The following is an 18,774-nucleotide window of genomic DNA, read 5'->3' on the forward strand; positions in this document are numbered from 1 at the left end:
ACCATTGGTCAGGAAAGGTCAAGGGTTTTGCATAAAAAAGTTTAATTTATTTTCAAAATAAACAAAAAAGCCAATTTCAAATTAATGAAATTAGCTTTTTCTACTATATTATTAAACTTCTTTTGCAACAGCATCATTAACAGCTGTCTTTTCTTTTTCTACTAAATCAACTTTACCAGTAATTAATTTCTTATCCATTTTAATTTCCCGAGTTAATCCTGGAGTATCAACCTTAGGATCAAAGAAAGCATTAAATTCAGCTAGACGTTCTGGGGTATGGAAAACATTAGCAGTTACAGTGATAAATGTTGCAAATTCCATATCACCACCAACTGTAGCTTCCAACCATGACCATTCATTACGAATCCAATCCCAAGCAAATTGCTGACTTTCTTCATTAGCTAAGACCCCACGATACCAAGCCCGTAAATCTTGCGGCTTAATCACATCCGCATTTTCAAAATCATTTACCAATGATTTTACTAATTCTGGATCAGTTACGTTAGAGACTGCCATACAAATATCTTGTTTGAAGCTTGGATCAACAGTTTCATGGTAAGCTTTCATCAATTTATCAAACAAGCCTTTACTGCTAAAGTTTAAAACTTCATTTTTTAAGACCAATCCACGAACTGCGGCTGGAATTTGTGTCAAATCATCGTCATTATCTTCAAATAATTCATGCGCTTGTGCAATCGAAACTGCATCGTGTGCATATAATGAAGCGTTCAAAACATATGGACGAACTAATTGGTCATCATTAGAATCTGTTGCTTTTGGAGTCCAATCCAATCGTTCAACTTGTTTACGACTTAAATTATCAAAAAATTCACGCAATTCTTGTTCTTCTGGACTCCCGGCAATCACAAATTGTTTCAATGAATTTGCAATTCTATAAAGGACAGAAATTACTGCCACTGATTCATCATTTGCAAATTCAACTAATAAAGGAATTAAATCAGCATATGATAATCGTTGTGCTGAGGCCAAAAGTTGTGAATCTTGAAGTAATTGACGTTTACTAATTGGGTCTAATTGATCTGCATGTTGCAAAATGTCCTTAAGTAATTTGTCATCATATTGAACAATAAAATGTGAATTATTTCCAACATTTAAACGGAATGGTTCTCCATTTTCTGTCCGTAAAGCCTTATAATCTCCAAGGTTAAGTTTCTTGTCCTTCATAATTTGGGGAGTTCCATAGTTTCCGTTTAACGGAATTTGCCATGTCCGGCCTTTATCTTCACCGCCACCGATAAAGAATTGTTGTTGTTTAAGTACTAATTGTCCTGCGTCATTAACGCTCGCTGTAACAACCGGATATCCAGGTTGATCTAACCATGACTTCATGATTTCACCAACGTTAATACCTGAAGCATCACCTAAAGCTTTCCACAAATCAGCTCCCGTTGAATTACCAAATTTATGCGCAGCAAAATAGTTCTTCAATCCTTCACGAAGCGCCTTATCACCAATCAATGCCCGAACCATTACTAACATCCGCGCACCTTTAGCATAAACAATGGCACCATCAAAAAGAGAGTCAATTTCAGCTGGATTATTAACAGCAACGTGTACCGATTGAACCCCATCAGTTGCATCACGATTTAAAGCTGCTGGAACATCAGACATTTGGAACAATTCCCAAACATTCCATTCAGGATTTAAAGCATCAACTGAAACATATTCCATCATGTTAGCAAAACTTTCGTTTAACCAAAGATCATCCCACCACTTCATTGTTACTAAATCACCAAACCATTGGTGAGCAAGTTCGTGAGTAATAACAGTTGCAACTAGTTCCTTAGTATCTAAAGGAGTATTGTTTGGATCTAATAATAAGTAGGCTTCACGATAAGTAATCAAACCCCAATTTTCCATTGCTCCTGCAGAAAAATCAGGGAGAGCTAATTGCCATGAATGTGGTAGTGGATATGGAGTTTGATAGAAGTCTTCATAAAATTCAATGGCACGTTTGGCAATATCCAAAGCAAAATCTAATTCATCTGCTTTATGAGCTTTAGTGGCAAAAACTCCAACTTTAACCCCACTGTCAGTCGTTGTAAGCTTACTTTGTAAATCACCAAAAGCAAAGGCTACTAAGTAAGTCGACATTTTAACAGTTGGCTCAAAGTAATGAATTCCGCCAGCTTCGTGATCTTCTGGCATATTAGCCAAAATTGTTTCACCAGGTTTTTCATCAAACTTAATTGCTAAGCTAAATGTTGCCTTAGCTTCCGGTTCATCAACACAAGGAAATGCTTGCCGGGCAAAAGTGGTTTCGAATTGAGTACCAATAATTTGTTGTTTCTTACCATTCAATTCATAGTAAGAAGGGTAAATTCCCATCAAAGTATCAGTTAAATCAGTATGATACTTAATTCTTAGTTCAACTTTACCTTCATTAGGTAAAGTAATACGAACTGCTTCAGCGTCATTATCAGTCTTAAACTCAACTGGTTTACCATCGGCAATAACTTCATCAATTACCAAATATTTTTGGTTAACGGAAATTTCTGATTGAGTTGCTGTTCCAGTAATTGTTGTTTCACCAACAATTGTTTTCTTTGCACGATCTACATCAACATAAACATCATAATGTTCAGGTTGAAAAGTATCATAAAAACGTTCAATTTTAGCCATTATCCAACCTCTTTTCAATTAATACTCTCATTATATAACGGTTTTCCTCATTAAATTAAGCATTTCGCTTATAAACAAAACTACTCTACAATTTTAAAAATCAATATTGTAGAGTAGTTTGTCACTTAAATAATCATTAATTACTAATTATTTAGTGTTTTCTTGTGTAAGTTGAAGGTTGCTGAATGAGTTATCACCATCAGCAGGTTTTACACTGTAACCCTTAACACGTTTGTTAACTGGTTCCCATGACAATGAGAATGAATCTGGAGCGTATGCAGTTTCCTTGTTCATGTATGCTTGCCAGTCTTTAAATTGTTTTGCACGATATTTATGGTTCCAAGCTTTACTATTGTTCATGTTGTTCAAAAGCTTAGTGTTTTCTTTTGATACAAAGTGACCCATGTTGTATGGAGCATTTTGACCGTAGAGTTGAGTTGGAGTAGGTTCTGATGAAAGTGACCATGCACCATTCCAAACATCAATGTTCTTTTGGTCTGGTTTTTGAATTGCTGAATCAAAACTGTTGAATTCCATTGGTTTACCTGAAGTGTACTTAACGTTCAAGCCAAGTTTACGCCATTGTTGCAATTCGTATTTATGAGTAGCATTTGCAGTAGCTGATGAAGATGAAACAGCAAAGTTAATTACAAGTGGTTTACCGTTTGGTTGTGCTCTCCATTTGCCCTTCTTCTTGTATCCAGCATCATCAAGAAGTTTGTTAGCTTTCTTCATGTTGTACTTGAAGCCAGGTGTTTTTGCATTGTAAAGATCTTTAAATACTGGAGGAAGTAGAGTGTTAGCTCTCCAAGAAACTCCATTACCAAATTTCTTAGCAACTTGATCTAGATCAATAGCGTACATCATTGCTTTTCTCAAGTTCTTGTTACTCATCTTCTTGTTCTTATCAGTAACTTGTTTACCAGTTTTTGGATCCATGTGTCCTAAGTTAAATCCAAAGTAACTGTATGCAAAGGCTGGTTTACCAACAATTTGGTAATCTTTAAGTTTTGAAATCTCAGGACGATCAGCAGCTGAAGCTCCACCTTGTAGGAAGTCATACTTCTTAGCTTTTAGAGCAGCAGTTACGTTACTTGTTGAAACAACTCGGATATCAACATGTTTGATTTTAGCTTTCTTACCCCAGTAGTACTTGTTAGGGCTCCAACTAGTTGATTCACCTTCAACAACCTTGTCAAGTTTGTAAGCACCAGTAAAGATTGGGTCTTTACGTATCTTGTCAGAAGAAACAAGGTCTGCAATCTTAACATCTTTGAGATATTCATATGGTTCTACAGAACCCCAGATGAATGAGTTTCCGGCATATTGCATTGCTGGAGTTAAATGATCAAAGTGGATAACTGCAGTTTTTCCTTTTTCTCCATCAGGATATGTAATTCCTGAGATGGTATCTGATTTACCTTCATGGTAATCCTTCATACCTTTGATGTTTTCAAAATCTCCACTATATTGTTGTGATTTTGTATCAGGATTAGCAATTACTTCGTATGCATATTCAATATCTTTAGCAGTAACAGGGGTTCCGTTTGACCACTTAGCGTTTTTACGAAGAGTAATTGTAGCAGTATTAGCTTTCTTGTCTAATTTCAAGTTAGCCATACCACCGTTAACAATTTTGTAATTGTTATCAGTTGCAAATAAGTTACCTTGTCCACCCGGGGCAAATACATCAGCATCAGTTGCTACACTTGCTAGAGTTGGTGATGAAATCCCAGTAAATGGAGAATCACTAACTTCCCCAATTTTCAAAGTTCCATCGTTTGCTTTAGGACTAGCCTTAGCAGATGCACTATAAGTTTGTGGAAGCTTAGGGGTCTTAACAGAAGAATTGTTAGATCCATTTGAACAAGCTGCCAATGTCAAGGTAAGCAGTGCAGCACTACCCAGCATCGCAAGTCTATGACGTTTTTTCATTTTCTTTTCCTCCAAAATATTGTGTTTTAAAATATGAAACTTAATCCCATCGATTTCAGAACCACCTCCTAAAATGATTTTTTTAATTAGCTACCTCTTCTTTGCGAAGCATCAGCTGTTCGACGAAGAACTTGTCCAACATAACTAATTGCTAAACATAAAAGAATGATTTCAAATGCAGCTGGTAACCATGTCCACCAGTATTGAGTAATATTGTTAGGATCGTTAGCATTTGAAATTAAAGTACCAAGTGATGGAGTTCCGTCTGGAAGACCAAAACCTAGGTAAGAAAGTCCAGTTTCAACCCCAATATTTTCCGCAAAAGATAAAGTAGTATCAACGATAATTAATGAAGCGATGTTTGGTAAAATTTCTCGGAAAATAATCTTTAAATTACTTGTCCCAGAAACCTTTGAAGCAGCTACGTAATCTTTTTGCGATTCAGCTAAAGTACTTGAACGAATTAAACGAGAAGTTCCCATCCAATAAAATAATGATAATAAAAGTGTTAAAGTAATCGCATTGTAGTTTGGAATAATTGTTACGATTACGATGATAGTCATCAACATTGGAATAATCATCATGAAATCGTAAACACGTTGCATGGCTAAATCAACATAGCCACCGTAATAACCTGAAACTAATCCATAAACGACACCAAATGTTGATGAGATGGCAGTCAAACCAATCGCAATTAAAATTGAATTACGAGATCCAACAACTAATTGAGAAAAAATTGGACGACCACTTGCGTCAGCACCTAAAATATAGTTACTAAATGGTTTAGCATAGTATCCCATCAAATCAGTTTCCATAATATGAGGAACATTTATAAAAAATGAACCAAGGATTACAGCTACGATGAAGAAAACAATAAAACCGGCGGAAACTAAAGCTATTTTATCAACTTTAAATTCACTCATCATCACCTTAATGGTACTAGGCGTTGCTTCGTTTTCTGCTTCTTTAGATAATTCTAAAAGATCAGCATCAGAGAGCTCGTCTCGTGCGTTAAAATCATAAGCCATTTGTTTTCTCCTTTCCTATTCGACTCTGATTCGAGGGTCAACAATGCTAAGAACAATATCAGAAATTAACGTTCCCATTAAGTTCAAGAAACCATATAGCAAGACCAAAGTAGTAATAACAGTATAATCACGATAATTAACGGCATTTAGGAACAATTGTCCCATTCCTGGATATGAAAAAATCATTTCAGTAAAGATTGATCCAGCTAGCAAACCAGTAATTGAATATCCGGCAAAAGCTGCGATGGGAAGAAGTGAATTCCGAAAAATATGATGTCTATAAATATCTTTTTCTGGAACTCCTTTGGCAACTGCTGTTTTTACAAAAGCAGAATGTTTGGCATCAATTACTTGTGATCTAAGATATTGCACAATATTAACAGTTCCAAATAATGCACCTAACAAACCTGGAAGAATAATGTGTCCCAATCTTGAAAGAATGGTTTCACCCATTCCATTAGCATTTGGTGAAATCGATCCAGAAGTTGGGAACCAACCAAGGGCGTATCCGAAAATCCAAATTCCGATAACCAATACAACGAAGAAAGGAACTGACATCGTAATATAATTAAATACACGAATGATAGTATCTTGCCATTTTCCTTCGTGTTTACCAGCAAAAATTCCTAAAGGTAAACCAATTGCATAAGTTAAAATCATGGTAAATGTTGCTAACCAAAGAGTATTAAGTCCACGTTGTTTAATTAAGTTAATAACTGGCATTTGATATTCATAACTCATTCCAAGTTTTCCATGGAATAAATTAACAACCCAGTGCCAATATTGAACGTACCAGGGATCAAACAATCCATTAGCAGCCATTAAGCGGTGAAGTTGAGCTGGACTAGTTTTGGGATTAATTGACCCACTAAAAGGATCTCCAGGCATTGCTTTTGCTAATAAGAAAACCAAAATGCTAAGGACAATTAATTCTGGAATCATGATTAACACACGACGTAAAATTGTTTTCCACATAATTAATTTTCCTCCTTAATGTCTTTGTATTTCAGTGCTTCTTTAGGTGGCAAAGCAACTAAGTGGCCCTTTGAAACTTCTACTAGCGGATAGGCCCGTCCTTCTTTATCATAGTAATCTTTTTGTTTTTCTTTATATTCTTTTTCAATTTTTTGGCGCCGTTCACGATCTTTATCACGATCGGCAACTCTAGTACTAGGAATTGCAGCTAATAAACGTTGAGTATAAAGATGTTTAGGATGTTTATAAATATCCTCTCGACTTCCAATTTCAACGATTTGACCACGATTCATAATTGCAATTCGATCACACATGTGACGAACAACCCCTAAATCATGAGAAATAAATAAGTAAGAAACTCCCATGTTACGTTGAATTTTCTTCATAAAGTTCAATACTTGTGCTTGAACTGATAAATCCAAAGCTGAAACTGGTTCATCCGCAATTACCAATTTAGGATTAGTAGCAACCGCTCTTGCGATTCCAATTCGTTGCCGTTGTCCTCCAGAAAATTGATGAGGATACTTGTACAAAGCATCGGGTGATAATCCAACAATTTTCATTAATTGTAAAACTTTAATTTTTTCCTGTTCAGGAGTAAGGTTTTCAAAGTTTTTTAATGGTTCAGCAATAATACTTTCAATTCGTTTTCGTGGATTCAAACTTGAAAATGAATCTTGGAAAATCATTTGAACATCTTGATCGTAATCAATTTCTTTACGGTCTTTGTGACTAGTAACGTCATGACCTTCAAAAGTAATTTCTCCAGAAGTTACTTTTTCCAAACCGATGATGGCACGCCCAGTTGTTGATTTACCTGATCCAGATTCACCAACTAATCCAAATGTTTCCCCAGGTTGAATTTCAAAACTAACTCCATCAACCGCACGAACATTGTCAACCACTCCGTTAAAGAATCCTCCTCTAATCGGGAAGTGAACTTTTAAATTTTTAACTTTAATTAAACTCATGCGTCACTTTCCTCCTTAAAGTAAAAATCTTGATAACAGGTACAACGAACTTCGTGGCCATGACCTAATTTATGCATACTTGGATTTTCTTCATGATCACTTGCTAGAATCCAAGGAATTCTTGGTGCAAAAGCATCACCAGTTGCTGGCATGTTTTGTAATGAGGGAACTGAACCTTCGATTACGTATAGTTCATCGCTTTCGCTGTCAACTTGTGGAATTGATTTTAATAATGATCTGGTATAAGGATGTTGTGGATTGTTAAATACTTGATCAACATTTCCTTTTTCAACAATCTTTCCAGCATACATAACGTGAACATAATCTGCAGTTTCAGCAACTACTCCTAAATCATGAGTAATCAAAATGATACTTGAATGATTTTCTTTCTGAATATCTTTTAAAAGATCCAAAATTTGAGCTTGGATAGTTACGTCCAAAGCGGTCGTTGGTTCATCAGCAATGATGAAATCTGGTTTACAAGCAATCGCAATTGCAATCACAATTCTTTGTCTCATTCCACCAGACAATTGGTGAGGAAATTGATGAGCAGTTCGCTTAGGATCAACAATTCCAACTTGGTCAAGTAATTCAAGTACTCGAGCACGTCTTTCTTGCTTGCTCATGTCTGTGTGGCAGATCAAAACTTCTTCAATTTGGTCTTCAATTCTTTTTAAAGGATTCAATGCTGATAAAGGATCTTGGAAGATCATTCCAATCTTAGCTCCTCTAATCTTGTTGTAATCTGCTTCACTAATTTTAGTTAAGTCCTGTCCTTCGAAATCAATTTCTCCAGTAATCTTGGTTTCGCTAGGATCTTGTAATCCCATAATTGAATTAACTAGTGTACTCTTTCCACATCCAGATTCACCTACAATTGCTAAAATTTCATCTCGTTTAATTTTCATATCAATATCGGAGATTGCTTTATAAAATTTGTTGTTAATTTTAAAAGATGTAGTTAAATCTTTAACAGTTAGAATCGTTTCGTGTTTAGTTGCAGATTCTGTCATGTTATTTCCTCCGAATTCGTTTGCTTTTTAAAAATTGATTTTTTATTACAATAAGCTATTAAAAACCGACCGTCAAGCAATATTTTTATTTTTCCTTAATGATTTTTGTGAATAATTAATTTTTATTTTCTAAAGAAAGCGATTACATAGTTAATATTAAAGCAATCCTTTTCTGCAAAATTAACAAAAAAGAAAAAGTAAAAAAATATAAAAAACGCCAATAGTTAGTGTCATCTTTCGTGATATGCTGGAAATTTATTTAAATTTTCAACAGAACGTTCTTATTAATCTACTTAAAATCATTCAGTTTCCATTTTAAGGATGACTTTGTGAAATAAAGTATAATCGAATTACTTTCTTTAACAGGTATTTTAAATATATAATAGTAGAAACACGAAAAATAAAATTATCAATTAAAGCTCTTTTTCATTCGTTAACTAACGTTTCAAAAACCATCCGAACAACATATAGTTCGGTTTTAATTTCTCAATATTTTTAAATTAATTACAAAAGTTCTGATTTACGTTAGATTCGTGCTAAAATAATTCTTATTATTAATTTAAAGGGGTCTTGCCATTGGCAAAAGAAACTAAACGGGCCATCTTGATTATCGTGCTAGCCAACTTCATCATTTGTTTAGGTTGGGGACTAATAATTCCGGTGGAACCATTTATTAAAATTGAATATCATTTAACGGCTGGACAAATGGGATTTATGACCTCACTGTATGCTTTTGCCCAATTTGTTTTCTCACCAATTGTTGGTAAAGTTTCGGATAAATATGGAAGAGCTCCAATTTTAACTACTGGACTACTCCTCTATATGGTTGCAGAATTGCTTTTTGCCGTTGCTGGAACCGTCTTATGGTTTAACATTTCTCGGATTATCGGTGGAATTTCAGCAGCAATGGTGGGGACCGCCTCAATGGCTATGGCTGCTGACCTTTCAAGCGATAAGGATCGGGCCAAGGTAATTGGTTGGATTTCAGCTGCGTTGAGTGGTGGATTAATCATTGGACCAGGAATTGGAGGTGTGTTGGCTAACATTAGTTATAAAACACCCTTCTGGTTTGCTGGAATTTCCGGTTTAATTGCTGCCATTGTCTTTATGGTCGGCCTTCCCCAACATTTGAAAGCTCAAAGTCATGGTGATTTAGTGGATGGAATTTCCATTACCGAAAAAGGATTTAAATCGATTATGAGCAAAGCTATCATTATTTTGTTTGCGATGATTTTAATTTCCTCGTTTGGACTGGCCGGTTTTGAAAGTATCTATACTTTGTATGTTAACCAAGTTTTCCACTTTACCTTAAACGAAATTGCTTTAGTGTTAATTTTGAATGGGATTTTCTCATTAATTCTCCAAGTTGTTTTGTTTGATCGAATGGTAAATATGTTTAGTGAAATCGGCTTAACGCGAATTTGTTTCGCCATCGGAACCTTAAGTACCGTCTGGATATTAGTCGCTCATACCCAGATAGAAGTGATCATTGCTACCTTATTCATCTTCTGTTCTTTTGATATCCTTCGTCCTTCCATAACGACAATGTTGACGCGGTTTGGGAAAAACAATCAAGGATTAATCAACGGAGTTAACATGTCTTTAACCAGCATTGGAAACATTATCGGACCTATTTTTGCTGGTGGTTTGATGGATATTAATCCGCACATCCCTTACATTATTGTTGCTGTAATCTTAGGCATCTCTGCTCTCATTACCTTTATTGTGAGCCATGAAATGAAAATCAATCAAAACATTAAAACTAACTAAAAAGCAGACCTCAAATTTGAGATCTGCTTTTTTCATGTAGATTAATCTTTCACTAATTCTTTGTAAACATCGTCATCAAGAACTGCATCGATTTCTCCGATGTATTCCACGGGAGCGGCTTTCACAAAAGTATGCTTAAAGACCCAAAGTGGATCACTGGTTGATTCACTTTCAATTCCACCCATATCGTACAAGGTTATGTCAGGTTCATCAAGCGCCCATTGAATCATTTCAGTTTGCACTGCGTAAGGAGCATAGTAAGTATTGCCATCCATTGAACCAGCATAGACATACCAAATCTTGTCTCCATACTTCAAAACAATTCCAGTTGAAAGCAATTTCCCATCGCGTTTGGCAACGTAAATCCGCATGGTATTTTCATCAAAAGCATCTAACATCCGTTGAAAATATTCCTTAGGACGATAAGTAATGCCATGACGATTAGCCATCGTTTGATAAGTCGTGTAAAAGGCATCAATGGCAGCTGCATCATGTCCCCAGGTAACTTCCACTCCATCACGAATTGGGCGTTTCAATTTACTTTTAGTTTTAGAAGGATATAAATCTAACGTTTTTTCTTTACCAGGAAAATTAGCTAAATCTAAGACCATATTCAACCGTGGTTGAATGGTGGCGTGCATTCCTTCGTCAGCAACATTGCGGTTCCGCGTTTTATAGCCACGTTTTTTTAATTCATCATTTAATTCATCTGAATATTCAATTTCTGGATCCATCCGTAAAACGTAAGCATCCGGTAAAATTTTTTTAGCTTCGGCAACTAATTTATCCAAAAGATCGAGGTCAAATCGGTCAGCAATGATTGGTCCCTTTGAAGCATAGGCAAACTTTTTTCCTGCGGGAGTATCAGTTAACAACATTGACATTGCTGCCACGATTTCTCCGTTTTCGTTTTCAACAAATACTTCGCGTGCTTCCCAATTATTTTTAACTTTTGCCCAACCAAGGTCTTGGGTAAGACGTCCCTCTTTAGTACTACGCATAAATTTTTCGTAACGTGCTACCATTTCTTTATCTTTTTGGTCTAAAACTGGCATCTAATTCCCACTCCTTCTAAATTATCTATTAGTGCTAATTATAGCATAATTACACTGGTAATAATCGAGGCCAAACTGGTTAAAAAAGAGTAAAAAACTCACCTTTCCTAGTGAAAGATGAGTTGGTTTTTATTTTTATAAATAAGCTTTGTAGCCCAAGTAACCGGCTAACACAAATGAAGCAATTGCAATTAACATTCTAAGCATTTTAACGTTCACATGCCGCACAATTAGTGGACCAGTATAACCACCAATTAGCAAACCAATTCCAAGTGGGACAACGGCAGCCCAATCAATCGTGGCTTTGAAAATGAATAATAGCGTGGCAGCGACATTACAAATACAACACATAAAGTTTTTCACTGCATTATATTCGGCAAACCCTTCGTGAGTAATCACTCCCAAAATAGCGAGTAAAACTACCCCTCCAGCGGCTCCAAAATAACCCAAGTACCCACCGACAAATACAATTCCAAAGTAACTAATTAATTTAATAATGCGCTCTTTATGTGGATTTCGACCATCACGTTTTAATTTAGTTCCAACGTTACTTTCTGTTCCTCTACCAGAAATAATTAGCAAAATTCCAGCTGATAAAATGAAGAATGGGACTACTTTTTCAAAGGTCGAAGCTGGCGCGATTAACAAAAGCGAACTACCGATAAAACTACCAATGACGGCTAGAATCGTATAACCCATTACTCGATGCCACTGACCTTTTAATTCTCGCATTGAAGCAGGAATAGCTCCTAGTCCAGTACTAATCAAAGCCACCGTATTAGAAACATTGGCAACCACTGGCGGGATTCCTACAATTAACAGAGCTGGATAAGAAACAATTGATGCCAATCCAGCAATCGTTGCTAATAACCCCGCGAAAAATCCAGCAACAATTAAAAATAAAATAGTTAATAACATTTTTTAGAAATCTTCTTTCTATATGCGAATTGTCTAGCGTTATTACCCATTATACATTAAATTATTCTTAACTCGATGGGCGCAATGAAATTAAAAATTTAAATTAGCAATTTATTTTAATAATAATCAAATCAGCAGCTAAATAATTCGTGTATCAGCATCAAACGTCTACTTTTCAACTTTAATGTTTGTCTTTCTGTCGACTTTCTGTATAATGTTTAATAATATAGAAAAATCGGAGGTTTTAGAATTATGTCAAAATCAAGAACTGTCCTTATTCATTCAAAATAACAAAGTAGCTCGAATTAATCCTTCAATACACAAGCTACTTATTGAGGAGTTCTTATAATATGAAAAGTTTAAAAAATCCCGTAGTACGTTATCTCTTAATTTTATCCACGATTGGAGTATTAGGAAGTAGCCTCTATCGTATTGTTTTAGTCCAATATGCAGCTACATTAGAATTTGCTAAATGGGCAATCGTTTTCGTTTCTGTTTCACAAATTATGCCCTTTTTGTTACAGGTAATTCCTGGAAAATATGCTGATAAAACCAAACAAAAATTTGGAGCAATGTTTTATACCCAGTTAATCGCTGGGTTTATGTTTATTGTAATTGGTTTATTACTAGATTTACGCAGTTGGTTTGCCTTAGCAATCATTCTTTTTCTTGACGCAATTGTTACTTTGATTTCTATCTATGAAAGCGGTCTAATCGCTGTAATTCAAAAAAGATACATCCGCAAAGAACTTATGGAATCTTCTACAGGCTTGATTAGTGGATTATCGATCCTAATCAGTATGTGTGGTCAATCAATCGGGGTTGGAATTTTATTAATCTCCCATAACGATTTTCAAATTGTTGCTTACATAAATTCATTAACTTTTTTCATCTCGTCAGCTTTTATTTACTTAAATCGAAAAAAGTTTAATGATAAAGGGCTAGCAAAACTTGTTCAAAATTCTGTTTCACATGAAACAATTGAACCAAAAGAAAAGATTAGTAAATCTCAATTTTGGAACAATGTAGAAAATGTCTTTCAAGCTAATCCTTATATTATGTTGACCAGCTTAGTTTTTGAAAATTTTGTTTTCTCGGGGATGTTCGCATACGTAAGCATTACTTTATTAAACGATAAATACATTAAACTCCCCTATTCCGTTAGCATTTTAATGTTTTCTGTTTCAATGGGTGCCGGATATTTACTCGGCAGTATCTTTGCTGACAAAATGCTCAACCATGTGCCCCTACCGTTAATTAGTATGGTGGTCGATTCTCTAACAATTTGTTTCTTTGTTTCAATGTTTATTTTTCACCAAGATTATTTTTCTTTTGCAATTATTTTCTTGATTTATCTCTTGTTTGGTAAATTCGATACTAAGATTTATTCGCGAACGGTGGTAGCTGTTGATGAAAAAATCTTAGCAAGTTTTCGAACTAAAATGAGTTCCATGGTTAATGCATCCCTTCCAATTGGAACCTTTGCATTACCTTTTATTGCAACTACTATGGGAAATATGTCTAGTTGCTTATTAGTGATTTTCTGTATGGCAGTTAATCTAGTTATTTTATTATTTGCTACTAAGGAAGCTTTTAATTTAAAAAAGGCTTAATTTAAACAATAACAAAAAACGTCTAAATTTTTTCAAATTTAGACGTTTTTCTTTTTTTAAAGTTTTACATCATATTCAGCAAAGTAGTCAGTTAATGGTTTTAGATTTTCACCATCAAATTTATTGAATAATTCTGCTAAACTATAAGTTTTACCTTCTTGTTGAAGATATCTTGGGTTGACTTTTTCTTCTAATTTACCATCCGTAACCTTAACCATTAAATCTTCAACTGGCAAAGCACGATGATCATTAATTTCAATATCAAGCAAGAATGGTTTTCCAGCTTGAGTAGCTTTTAAAGCAGTATCAAATGCTGATGGAAGTTCAGAATAATTCTTAACTTTAAGTGCATCAATACCCATTCCTTTAGCAATCATTGAGAAGTCTTGACGTTGTAAATCAAGTCCAAAGATGTCCATTGGAAGATCTTCTTGTTCTCCTTCGATAAAGCTTAAATCACCATTTTGCGTAACGATGTTGATAATTGGAAGATGGTATTTAACCATGGTAACCAAATCTTGCATAACCATTGATAAAGCACCGTCTCCAGCAATGTTAAAGACTTGTTTATTTGGTTCATCTAACTTAGCTGCAATTGCACCTGGAACTCCAGAACCCATTGTGGCAAACAAAGCTGAGATAAGCCAACGGTTAGTAGGTGCCAAATTCAAGTATCTAAAGGTGCTGATAATGTTATCACCCACATCAATTGAAAAGATAGAATCTTGGTTAGCAATCCGATTAACTTGTTCGTAAACTTGTGCAGGAGAAAGACTTTCATTTTGACTAGCTTTAATTTGTGCTAAATAAGCTTTCCAATTCTTTTGGTCAGCTACAGCTGCTTTAAAGAATGCTGATTCAGGAACTGGTTGACTTGCAGCAATTGCTTTTTCAACAAAGATTGTTGCGTCAGACCAAATTGCTAAATCAGGAACATGATGACGACCAAGTTCAAGCTTAGAATTGTCAATTTGAACATATTTAAAATCATGACCAGCATAGTAACTGTTAGCAAATGGGAAGTCTCCTCCAATTGCAATCACTAAATCTGCAGTTCCAAGAATTTCGTCAGCTGCTTTAGAAGCGGCCCGATTAGCAGTTCCTAGATTACCTTCATAGTTTGGATCAATTAAACCAATTGCTAAACCATCCATAATCAATGGAATTTGAAGCTGTTTTGACAATTTGATTAATTTGTCTCCGCCTTGTTTAATTCCACGACCAACATGAATAACAGGACGTTTTGCAGATTTAACCATGTCTAAAAATTCAGAAACTTCAGTGTCTGTTGCAACTGGTTCTGGAGCTGTTTTTTCGTAAGTTGCAGAAGCTGAATCATACTTAACATCGGGAATTTGTGCAAACCCAAAGTCATTAGGAATTACAACCACTGTAACTCCTTTTTGAGCATAAGCTTCATGAATCGCACGGTCAATCACGTGAGGCAAACTTTCTGGGCTCATTACTACTCGATCGTAAACAGCTACATCAGAAAAAATAGGAGCTTCAGGCATTTCTTGGAAATAATTGTAGTTCATATCGTTATGTCCAACTTGACCTACCAATGCTAACATAGGAACTCGATCTTCTTTAGCATCGTACAAACCATTGAGCAAGTTAACTGCACCAGGACCAGCTGAACCAAATGCTACTCCAATTTTTCCAGTTAATTTAGCATGAGCGGCGGCTGCAAGAGCACCAACTTGTTCGTGACGAATTTGAATGTATTCAATATTATTTTTTTCTTCATCTAATGCATGGAGGGTTGAATTAATTGAACCACCAGGATAACCATAAATTTGTTTAACCCCATAAGCTTCAATCACTTTTAACATTGCTACTGCTGCGGAAATTGTTTTTACATCTTTCATAATGATACCTCCTTTATTTGACCTAAGCATATTCTTCTTTGTAAGCGCCTACAACACTTTGACTTATGAATCTAATCACAAAAAATACGCTATCAAATGACAGCGTATCAAGTGTTTATATCGTTGTTTTTTTATGACGTAAAAAGATTCCAATCGTAACAGGAATAGTTAAAATTACTCCAATTGAAGAAATTAAAGTCATGATAAATTCCGAAATGAAAATTTTATCATTAATGATCATACCAAAACTATAATTCAGACGTGAAAACCAGATAAACAAGGCTAGTAACTCTCCGTAAAAACCAAAGAACAACGTATTAAACGCGGTTCCAATGATTTCTTTTCCAATTAATAACCCCTCACTACGCAATTTAGCTCTGGTAATCGTCGGATTATGCGCTTCAATTTCAAATAAACCAGTGGCAATGGCAATCGAGGCTTCTGCCACTGCTCCCAAGCAACTTAAAATCGTCATTGCACACGAAACATCAAGGAATTTAACACCCAGTTGGAGTGACAATCCTTCTAAGTCTTCGGTATTTTCAGGACCAAAACCTTGAACTTGCGCCCACTGTTCAATTGGAACAATTAGTAAAATTACTATTCCAACCACAATCAAAGATGTGATGAAAGCAATATCCGCATTTCTCCCTTGTTGATTACCAAAGTAAATCGAAATCACCAAGATGATCACCGCGTTAATCAGCGTCACAATTAAATAGGGAAAACCGTACGAAATTAAAACCACTGAAATAAATACCAAACAGAAGTTAAAAATTAAGCCTAAAAAAGAAACGAACCCCTGTTTTCCACCAGCCAATAACATTGATCCAAATAAAATTAATACTAATAAAGTTATCGTTGTCATTTGATCACCTTCGTTTTGCAAATTGCCCCAGCAATCAAGCCAGTAATTGGAACGGTTAATGCAATTCCAATCCCACTAATCAAACTTTGAACAATTCCTAATGACATAATCATGGAACAAGAATAACCCCAACTGTTTCCGTTTTTCAAAAAGAGTACCATCATGGGAAAAGTTCCAGCCACAAAAATTAAAAATAACACGTTAATCAAGGGTCCCATAATGGAACGTCCAATCTTACGAGCATCTTCAAATAGTTGCCAAAAAGTTAACGTTGGCTCCTCCCGATTAACCGCAAACAGACTTGAAGTAATGTCAGCTGATAAATCCATGATTGCCCCTAATGAGCCAATCATACTTCCGGCAAAAAAGAGCGGTAACCGTTGCTGCGTCACGTAGTCCATCATTTCAAATTTCATGCCACGTTGATGGGTAACCGAAAGGACGAGATAAGCAATTAAAATTGCCGAAAACGTGCCTAGAATCGTGGCCGCAATTGCCACGACTGTTTCTTTAGATTTCCCAAAGATTAGTAAAGCCGTTACCATCGTAAAAATAATTGAAAGAATTGCGAATAGGATAAACGGATTGAAATTTGTGTGGACATCCAGCTCAATAGCCACCATGAATAATAAGGCATTAACGACCAAACTCAATAGTGCCATCGACCCGCGAAATTTAAGAATTATTAACAAGAATGTAATTGTCAACCAACTTAGAAAAATCACTGTTGTATCCCGCTTAAATCCAGTAATCATAATTGAGGATGCTTTTAATTTCTGACTCCCAAGATGAACGAAAATCTGTTGTCCTGGATGATATTCTTGATCAGTTGCAGTAGACCCGCTAAATTGATTTTGGGCTTTGACTGTTTTTCCTGCATCTTTTCCATTCAAAATCTTCAATGTTAATTTTTGATTTTCTTGATAATCACGATTTTGAAATTCATCGGTCGTATTCGTTTTTCCATAATTATGAACTTGTTCCACTTGAGCCACGGTTTGTTGGTACAAAGGGGCATCATAATGCGTAAACAAAATTGCAACTACGCCAACAATCAAAATAATTAAAATCGTGAGCCACTTAATCTGAACCTTCGGCCTAATTCTTGTCAAAATTACATCTCCCAAAAACTTTTTACCTCTAAGTTTAGCATTATTTATGATAAGGGCTTCCATTATTAATCATAAATGCACGATAAATTTGTTCACAAAATACTAATCGCATCAATTGGTGAGGCAAAGTAAAACAGCCAAATGAAATTGTATCATTTGCTCGTTTCATTACTGCATCCGAAAGACCAAGTGATCCACCAATCACAAATGTAATGTCAGAATGGCCATAGGTCGTTAAATCTTTAATTTTAGCGGCGAATTCTTCGGAGCTAAATTGCTTACCTAAAATTGCTAACGCAAACACAAATTCTTTATCACCAATTTTACTGAGAATCCGTTCTCCTTCTTTTTGTTTTACCTCATCCATTTCAGCTTCACTTAAAGACTCAGGTGCTTTTTCATCAGAAACTTGCACAATTTTAAATTTACAAAAACGAGAAAGTCGTTTTTCATATTCCGAAATTCCATCACGAAAATATTTTTCTTTAACTTTTCCCACTACTACTAATTTGATGTTCATAACTCGACTCCTTTTAACAGTTTATCCACAAAGTTATCCACAAAAATCACAATCAAATGCTTCTTTTTGTGGATTTATCCCCAACGCTTTTTTCTCACTTGTTGTCAATTTATTTTTTATTTCACACCTTTTTCCACAGCAACATATGTTCGTTAACACAAAATTAATTGGCTAAAACGCTTGTTATTAAAGCATTTAAAAAATATTTTGAATGTTTCTCAAAGTTATCCACACACGTTATGGATAACCATCCGAATTTTATTAACTGCTAACAAATCCTTAAGTGACAAGCTTTAACGTATCCACGGATAGTTGTACACAGGTTTATCCACAACTTATTGACTGTGCTTTTTTTGGTTGTTTATTTTTCTTAATTATCAATTTTAAATGTTATCATTCGTTCGTAATTAAAAAAATAGGCTAACAGAATGTTACTAAAACTTTTTCGATTTTTCCGCTTCCTTTTATCATTATAGCTGACT

14 protein-coding genes are annotated in these 18,774 nt (G+C 35.2%); 2 read left to right on the forward strand and 12 right to left on the reverse strand.

The window, feature by feature from the left end:
* Nucleotides 1-111: 111 nt before the first annotated feature.
* The 6 genes from FD36_RS02470 to FD36_RS02495 form a co-directional block, all read right to left on the reverse strand.
* Nucleotides 112-2,643, reverse strand: coding sequence for a M1 family metallopeptidase (locus FD36_RS02470; protein ID WP_056957807.1), 2,532 nt, complete (start codon nt 2,641-2,643; stop codon nt 112-114).
* Nucleotides 2,644-2,790: 147 nt separating this feature from the next.
* Nucleotides 2,791-4,578 (reverse strand): oligopeptide ABC transporter substrate-binding protein, encoded by a 1,788-nt coding sequence (locus FD36_RS02475; protein ID WP_056957808.1) that lies wholly within the window; start codon nt 4,576-4,578, stop codon nt 2,791-2,793.
* A gap of 86 nt (nt 4,579-4,664) precedes the next feature.
* Nucleotides 4,665-5,606, reverse strand: coding sequence for an ABC transporter permease (locus FD36_RS02480; RefSeq protein ID WP_056957809.1), 942 nt, complete (start codon nt 5,604-5,606; stop codon nt 4,665-4,667).
* A 15-nt stretch (nt 5,607-5,621) separates the two neighbouring features.
* Nucleotides 5,622-6,581, reverse strand: coding sequence for an ABC transporter permease (locus FD36_RS02485; protein ID WP_056957810.1), 960 nt, complete (start codon nt 6,579-6,581; stop codon nt 5,622-5,624).
* A 2-nt stretch (nt 6,582-6,583) separates the two neighbouring features.
* Complete coding sequence (locus FD36_RS02490; RefSeq protein WP_056957811.1) at nt 6,584-7,552, reverse strand: ABC transporter ATP-binding protein; 969 nt, start codon at nt 7,550-7,552, stop codon at nt 6,584-6,586.
* A complete protein-coding gene (locus FD36_RS02495) occupies nt 7,549-8,565 on the reverse strand; it encodes an ABC transporter ATP-binding protein (protein ID WP_056957812.1) in 1,017 nt (338 codons plus the stop codon). The genes FD36_RS02490 and FD36_RS02495 overlap by 4 nt, the downstream gene beginning before the upstream one ends.
* A gap of 576 nt (nt 8,566-9,141) precedes the next feature.
* Here FD36_RS02495 and FD36_RS02500 point away from each other — a divergent pair.
* Complete coding sequence (locus FD36_RS02500) at nt 9,142-10,335, forward strand: MFS transporter (RefSeq protein ID WP_056957813.1); 1,194 nt, start codon at nt 9,142-9,144, stop codon at nt 10,333-10,335.
* A 41-nt stretch (nt 10,336-10,376) separates the two neighbouring features.
* On the opposite strand, the gene femX is transcribed toward FD36_RS02500, so the two are convergent.
* Complete coding sequence (femX, locus tag FD36_RS02505) at nt 10,377-11,390, reverse strand: UDP-N-acetylmuramoylpentapeptide-lysine N(6)-alanyltransferase (RefSeq protein ID WP_056957814.1); 1,014 nt, start codon at nt 11,388-11,390, stop codon at nt 10,377-10,379.
* Nucleotides 11,391-11,525: 135 nt separating this feature from the next.
* Nucleotides 11,526-12,308, reverse strand: coding sequence for a sulfite exporter TauE/SafE family protein (locus FD36_RS02510; protein WP_056957815.1), 783 nt, complete (start codon nt 12,306-12,308; stop codon nt 11,526-11,528).
* Nucleotides 12,309-12,658: 350 nt separating this feature from the next.
* On the opposite strand from FD36_RS02510, the gene FD36_RS02515 reads away from it, so the two are divergent.
* Nucleotides 12,659-13,921 carry an MFS transporter gene (locus tag FD36_RS02515; RefSeq protein WP_056957816.1) on the forward strand — a complete coding sequence of 421 codons (1,263 nt, stop codon included), beginning with the start codon at nt 12,659-12,661 and terminating at the stop codon, nt 13,919-13,921.
* 56 nt (nt 13,922-13,977) lie between these two features.
* Here FD36_RS02515 and spxB read toward each other — a convergent pair whose 3' ends face one another.
* From spxB to rlmH, 4 genes are all read right to left on the reverse strand, one after another.
* Nucleotides 13,978-15,792: a pyruvate oxidase gene (spxB, locus tag FD36_RS02520; RefSeq protein ID WP_056957817.1), complete on the reverse strand. Its 1,815-nt coding sequence runs from the start codon at nt 15,790-15,792 to the stop codon at nt 13,978-13,980.
* Nucleotides 15,793-15,907: 115 nt separating this feature from the next.
* Nucleotides 15,908-16,660, reverse strand: coding sequence for a YibE/F family protein (locus FD36_RS02525; protein ID WP_056957818.1), 753 nt, complete (start codon nt 16,658-16,660; stop codon nt 15,908-15,910).
* Nucleotides 16,657-17,772: a YibE/F family protein gene (locus tag FD36_RS02530; RefSeq protein WP_225362010.1), complete on the reverse strand. Its 1,116-nt coding sequence runs from the start codon at nt 17,770-17,772 to the stop codon at nt 16,657-16,659. Before FD36_RS02530 ends, FD36_RS02525 begins: the two co-directional genes overlap by 4 nt.
* 40 nt (nt 17,773-17,812) lie before the next feature.
* Nucleotides 17,813-18,292, reverse strand: coding sequence for a 23S rRNA (pseudouridine(1915)-N(3))-methyltransferase RlmH (gene rlmH / locus FD36_RS02535; protein ID WP_056957820.1), 480 nt, complete (start codon nt 18,290-18,292; stop codon nt 17,813-17,815).
* Nucleotides 18,293-18,774 lie beyond the last annotated feature (482 nt).

Origin of the sequence: Fructilactobacillus sanfranciscensis DSM 20451, from assembly GCF_001436035.1 — a bacterium.
Lineage (GTDB): Bacteria > Bacillota > Bacilli > Lactobacillales > Lactobacillaceae > Fructilactobacillus > Fructilactobacillus sanfranciscensis.

What these genes read in the sequence shown, in the direction of transcription:
- FD36_RS02470 (WP_056957807.1), bottom strand. Translation starts at nt 2,643, where the DNA reads ATGGCTAAAATTGAACGTTTTTATGATACTTTTCAACCTGAACATTAT.
- FD36_RS02495 (WP_056957812.1), bottom strand. Translation starts at nt 8,565, where the DNA reads ATGACAGAATCTGCAACTAAACACGAAACGATTCTAACTGTTAAAGAT.
- femX (WP_056957814.1), bottom strand. Translation starts at nt 11,390, where the DNA reads ATGCCAGTTTTAGACCAAAAAGATAAAGAAATGGTAGCACGTTACGAA.
- FD36_RS02475 (WP_056957808.1), bottom strand. Translation starts at nt 4,578, where the DNA reads ATGAAAAAACGTCATAGACTTGCGATGCTGGGTAGTGCTGCACTGCTT.
- FD36_RS02515 (WP_056957816.1), top strand. Translation starts at nt 12,659, where the DNA reads ATGAAAAGTTTAAAAAATCCCGTAGTACGTTATCTCTTAATTTTATCC.
- FD36_RS02485 (WP_056957810.1), bottom strand. Translation starts at nt 6,581, where the DNA reads ATGTGGAAAACAATTTTACGTCGTGTGTTAATCATGATTCCAGAATTA.
- rlmH (WP_056957820.1), bottom strand. Translation starts at nt 18,292, where the DNA reads ATGAACATCAAATTAGTAGTAGTGGGAAAAGTTAAAGAAAAATATTTT.
- spxB (WP_056957817.1), bottom strand. Translation starts at nt 15,792, where the DNA reads ATGAAAGATGTAAAAACAATTTCCGCAGCAGTAGCAATGTTAAAAGTG.
- FD36_RS02480 (WP_056957809.1), bottom strand. Translation starts at nt 5,606, where the DNA reads ATGGCTTATGATTTTAACGCACGAGACGAGCTCTCTGATGCTGATCTT.
- FD36_RS02490 (WP_056957811.1), bottom strand. Translation starts at nt 7,552, where the DNA reads ATGAGTTTAATTAAAGTTAAAAATTTAAAAGTTCACTTCCCGATTAGA.
- FD36_RS02525 (WP_056957818.1), bottom strand. Translation starts at nt 16,660, where the DNA reads ATGACAACGATAACTTTATTAGTATTAATTTTATTTGGATCAATGTTA.
- FD36_RS02510 (WP_056957815.1), bottom strand. Translation starts at nt 12,308, where the DNA reads ATGTTATTAACTATTTTATTTTTAATTGTTGCTGGATTTTTCGCGGGG.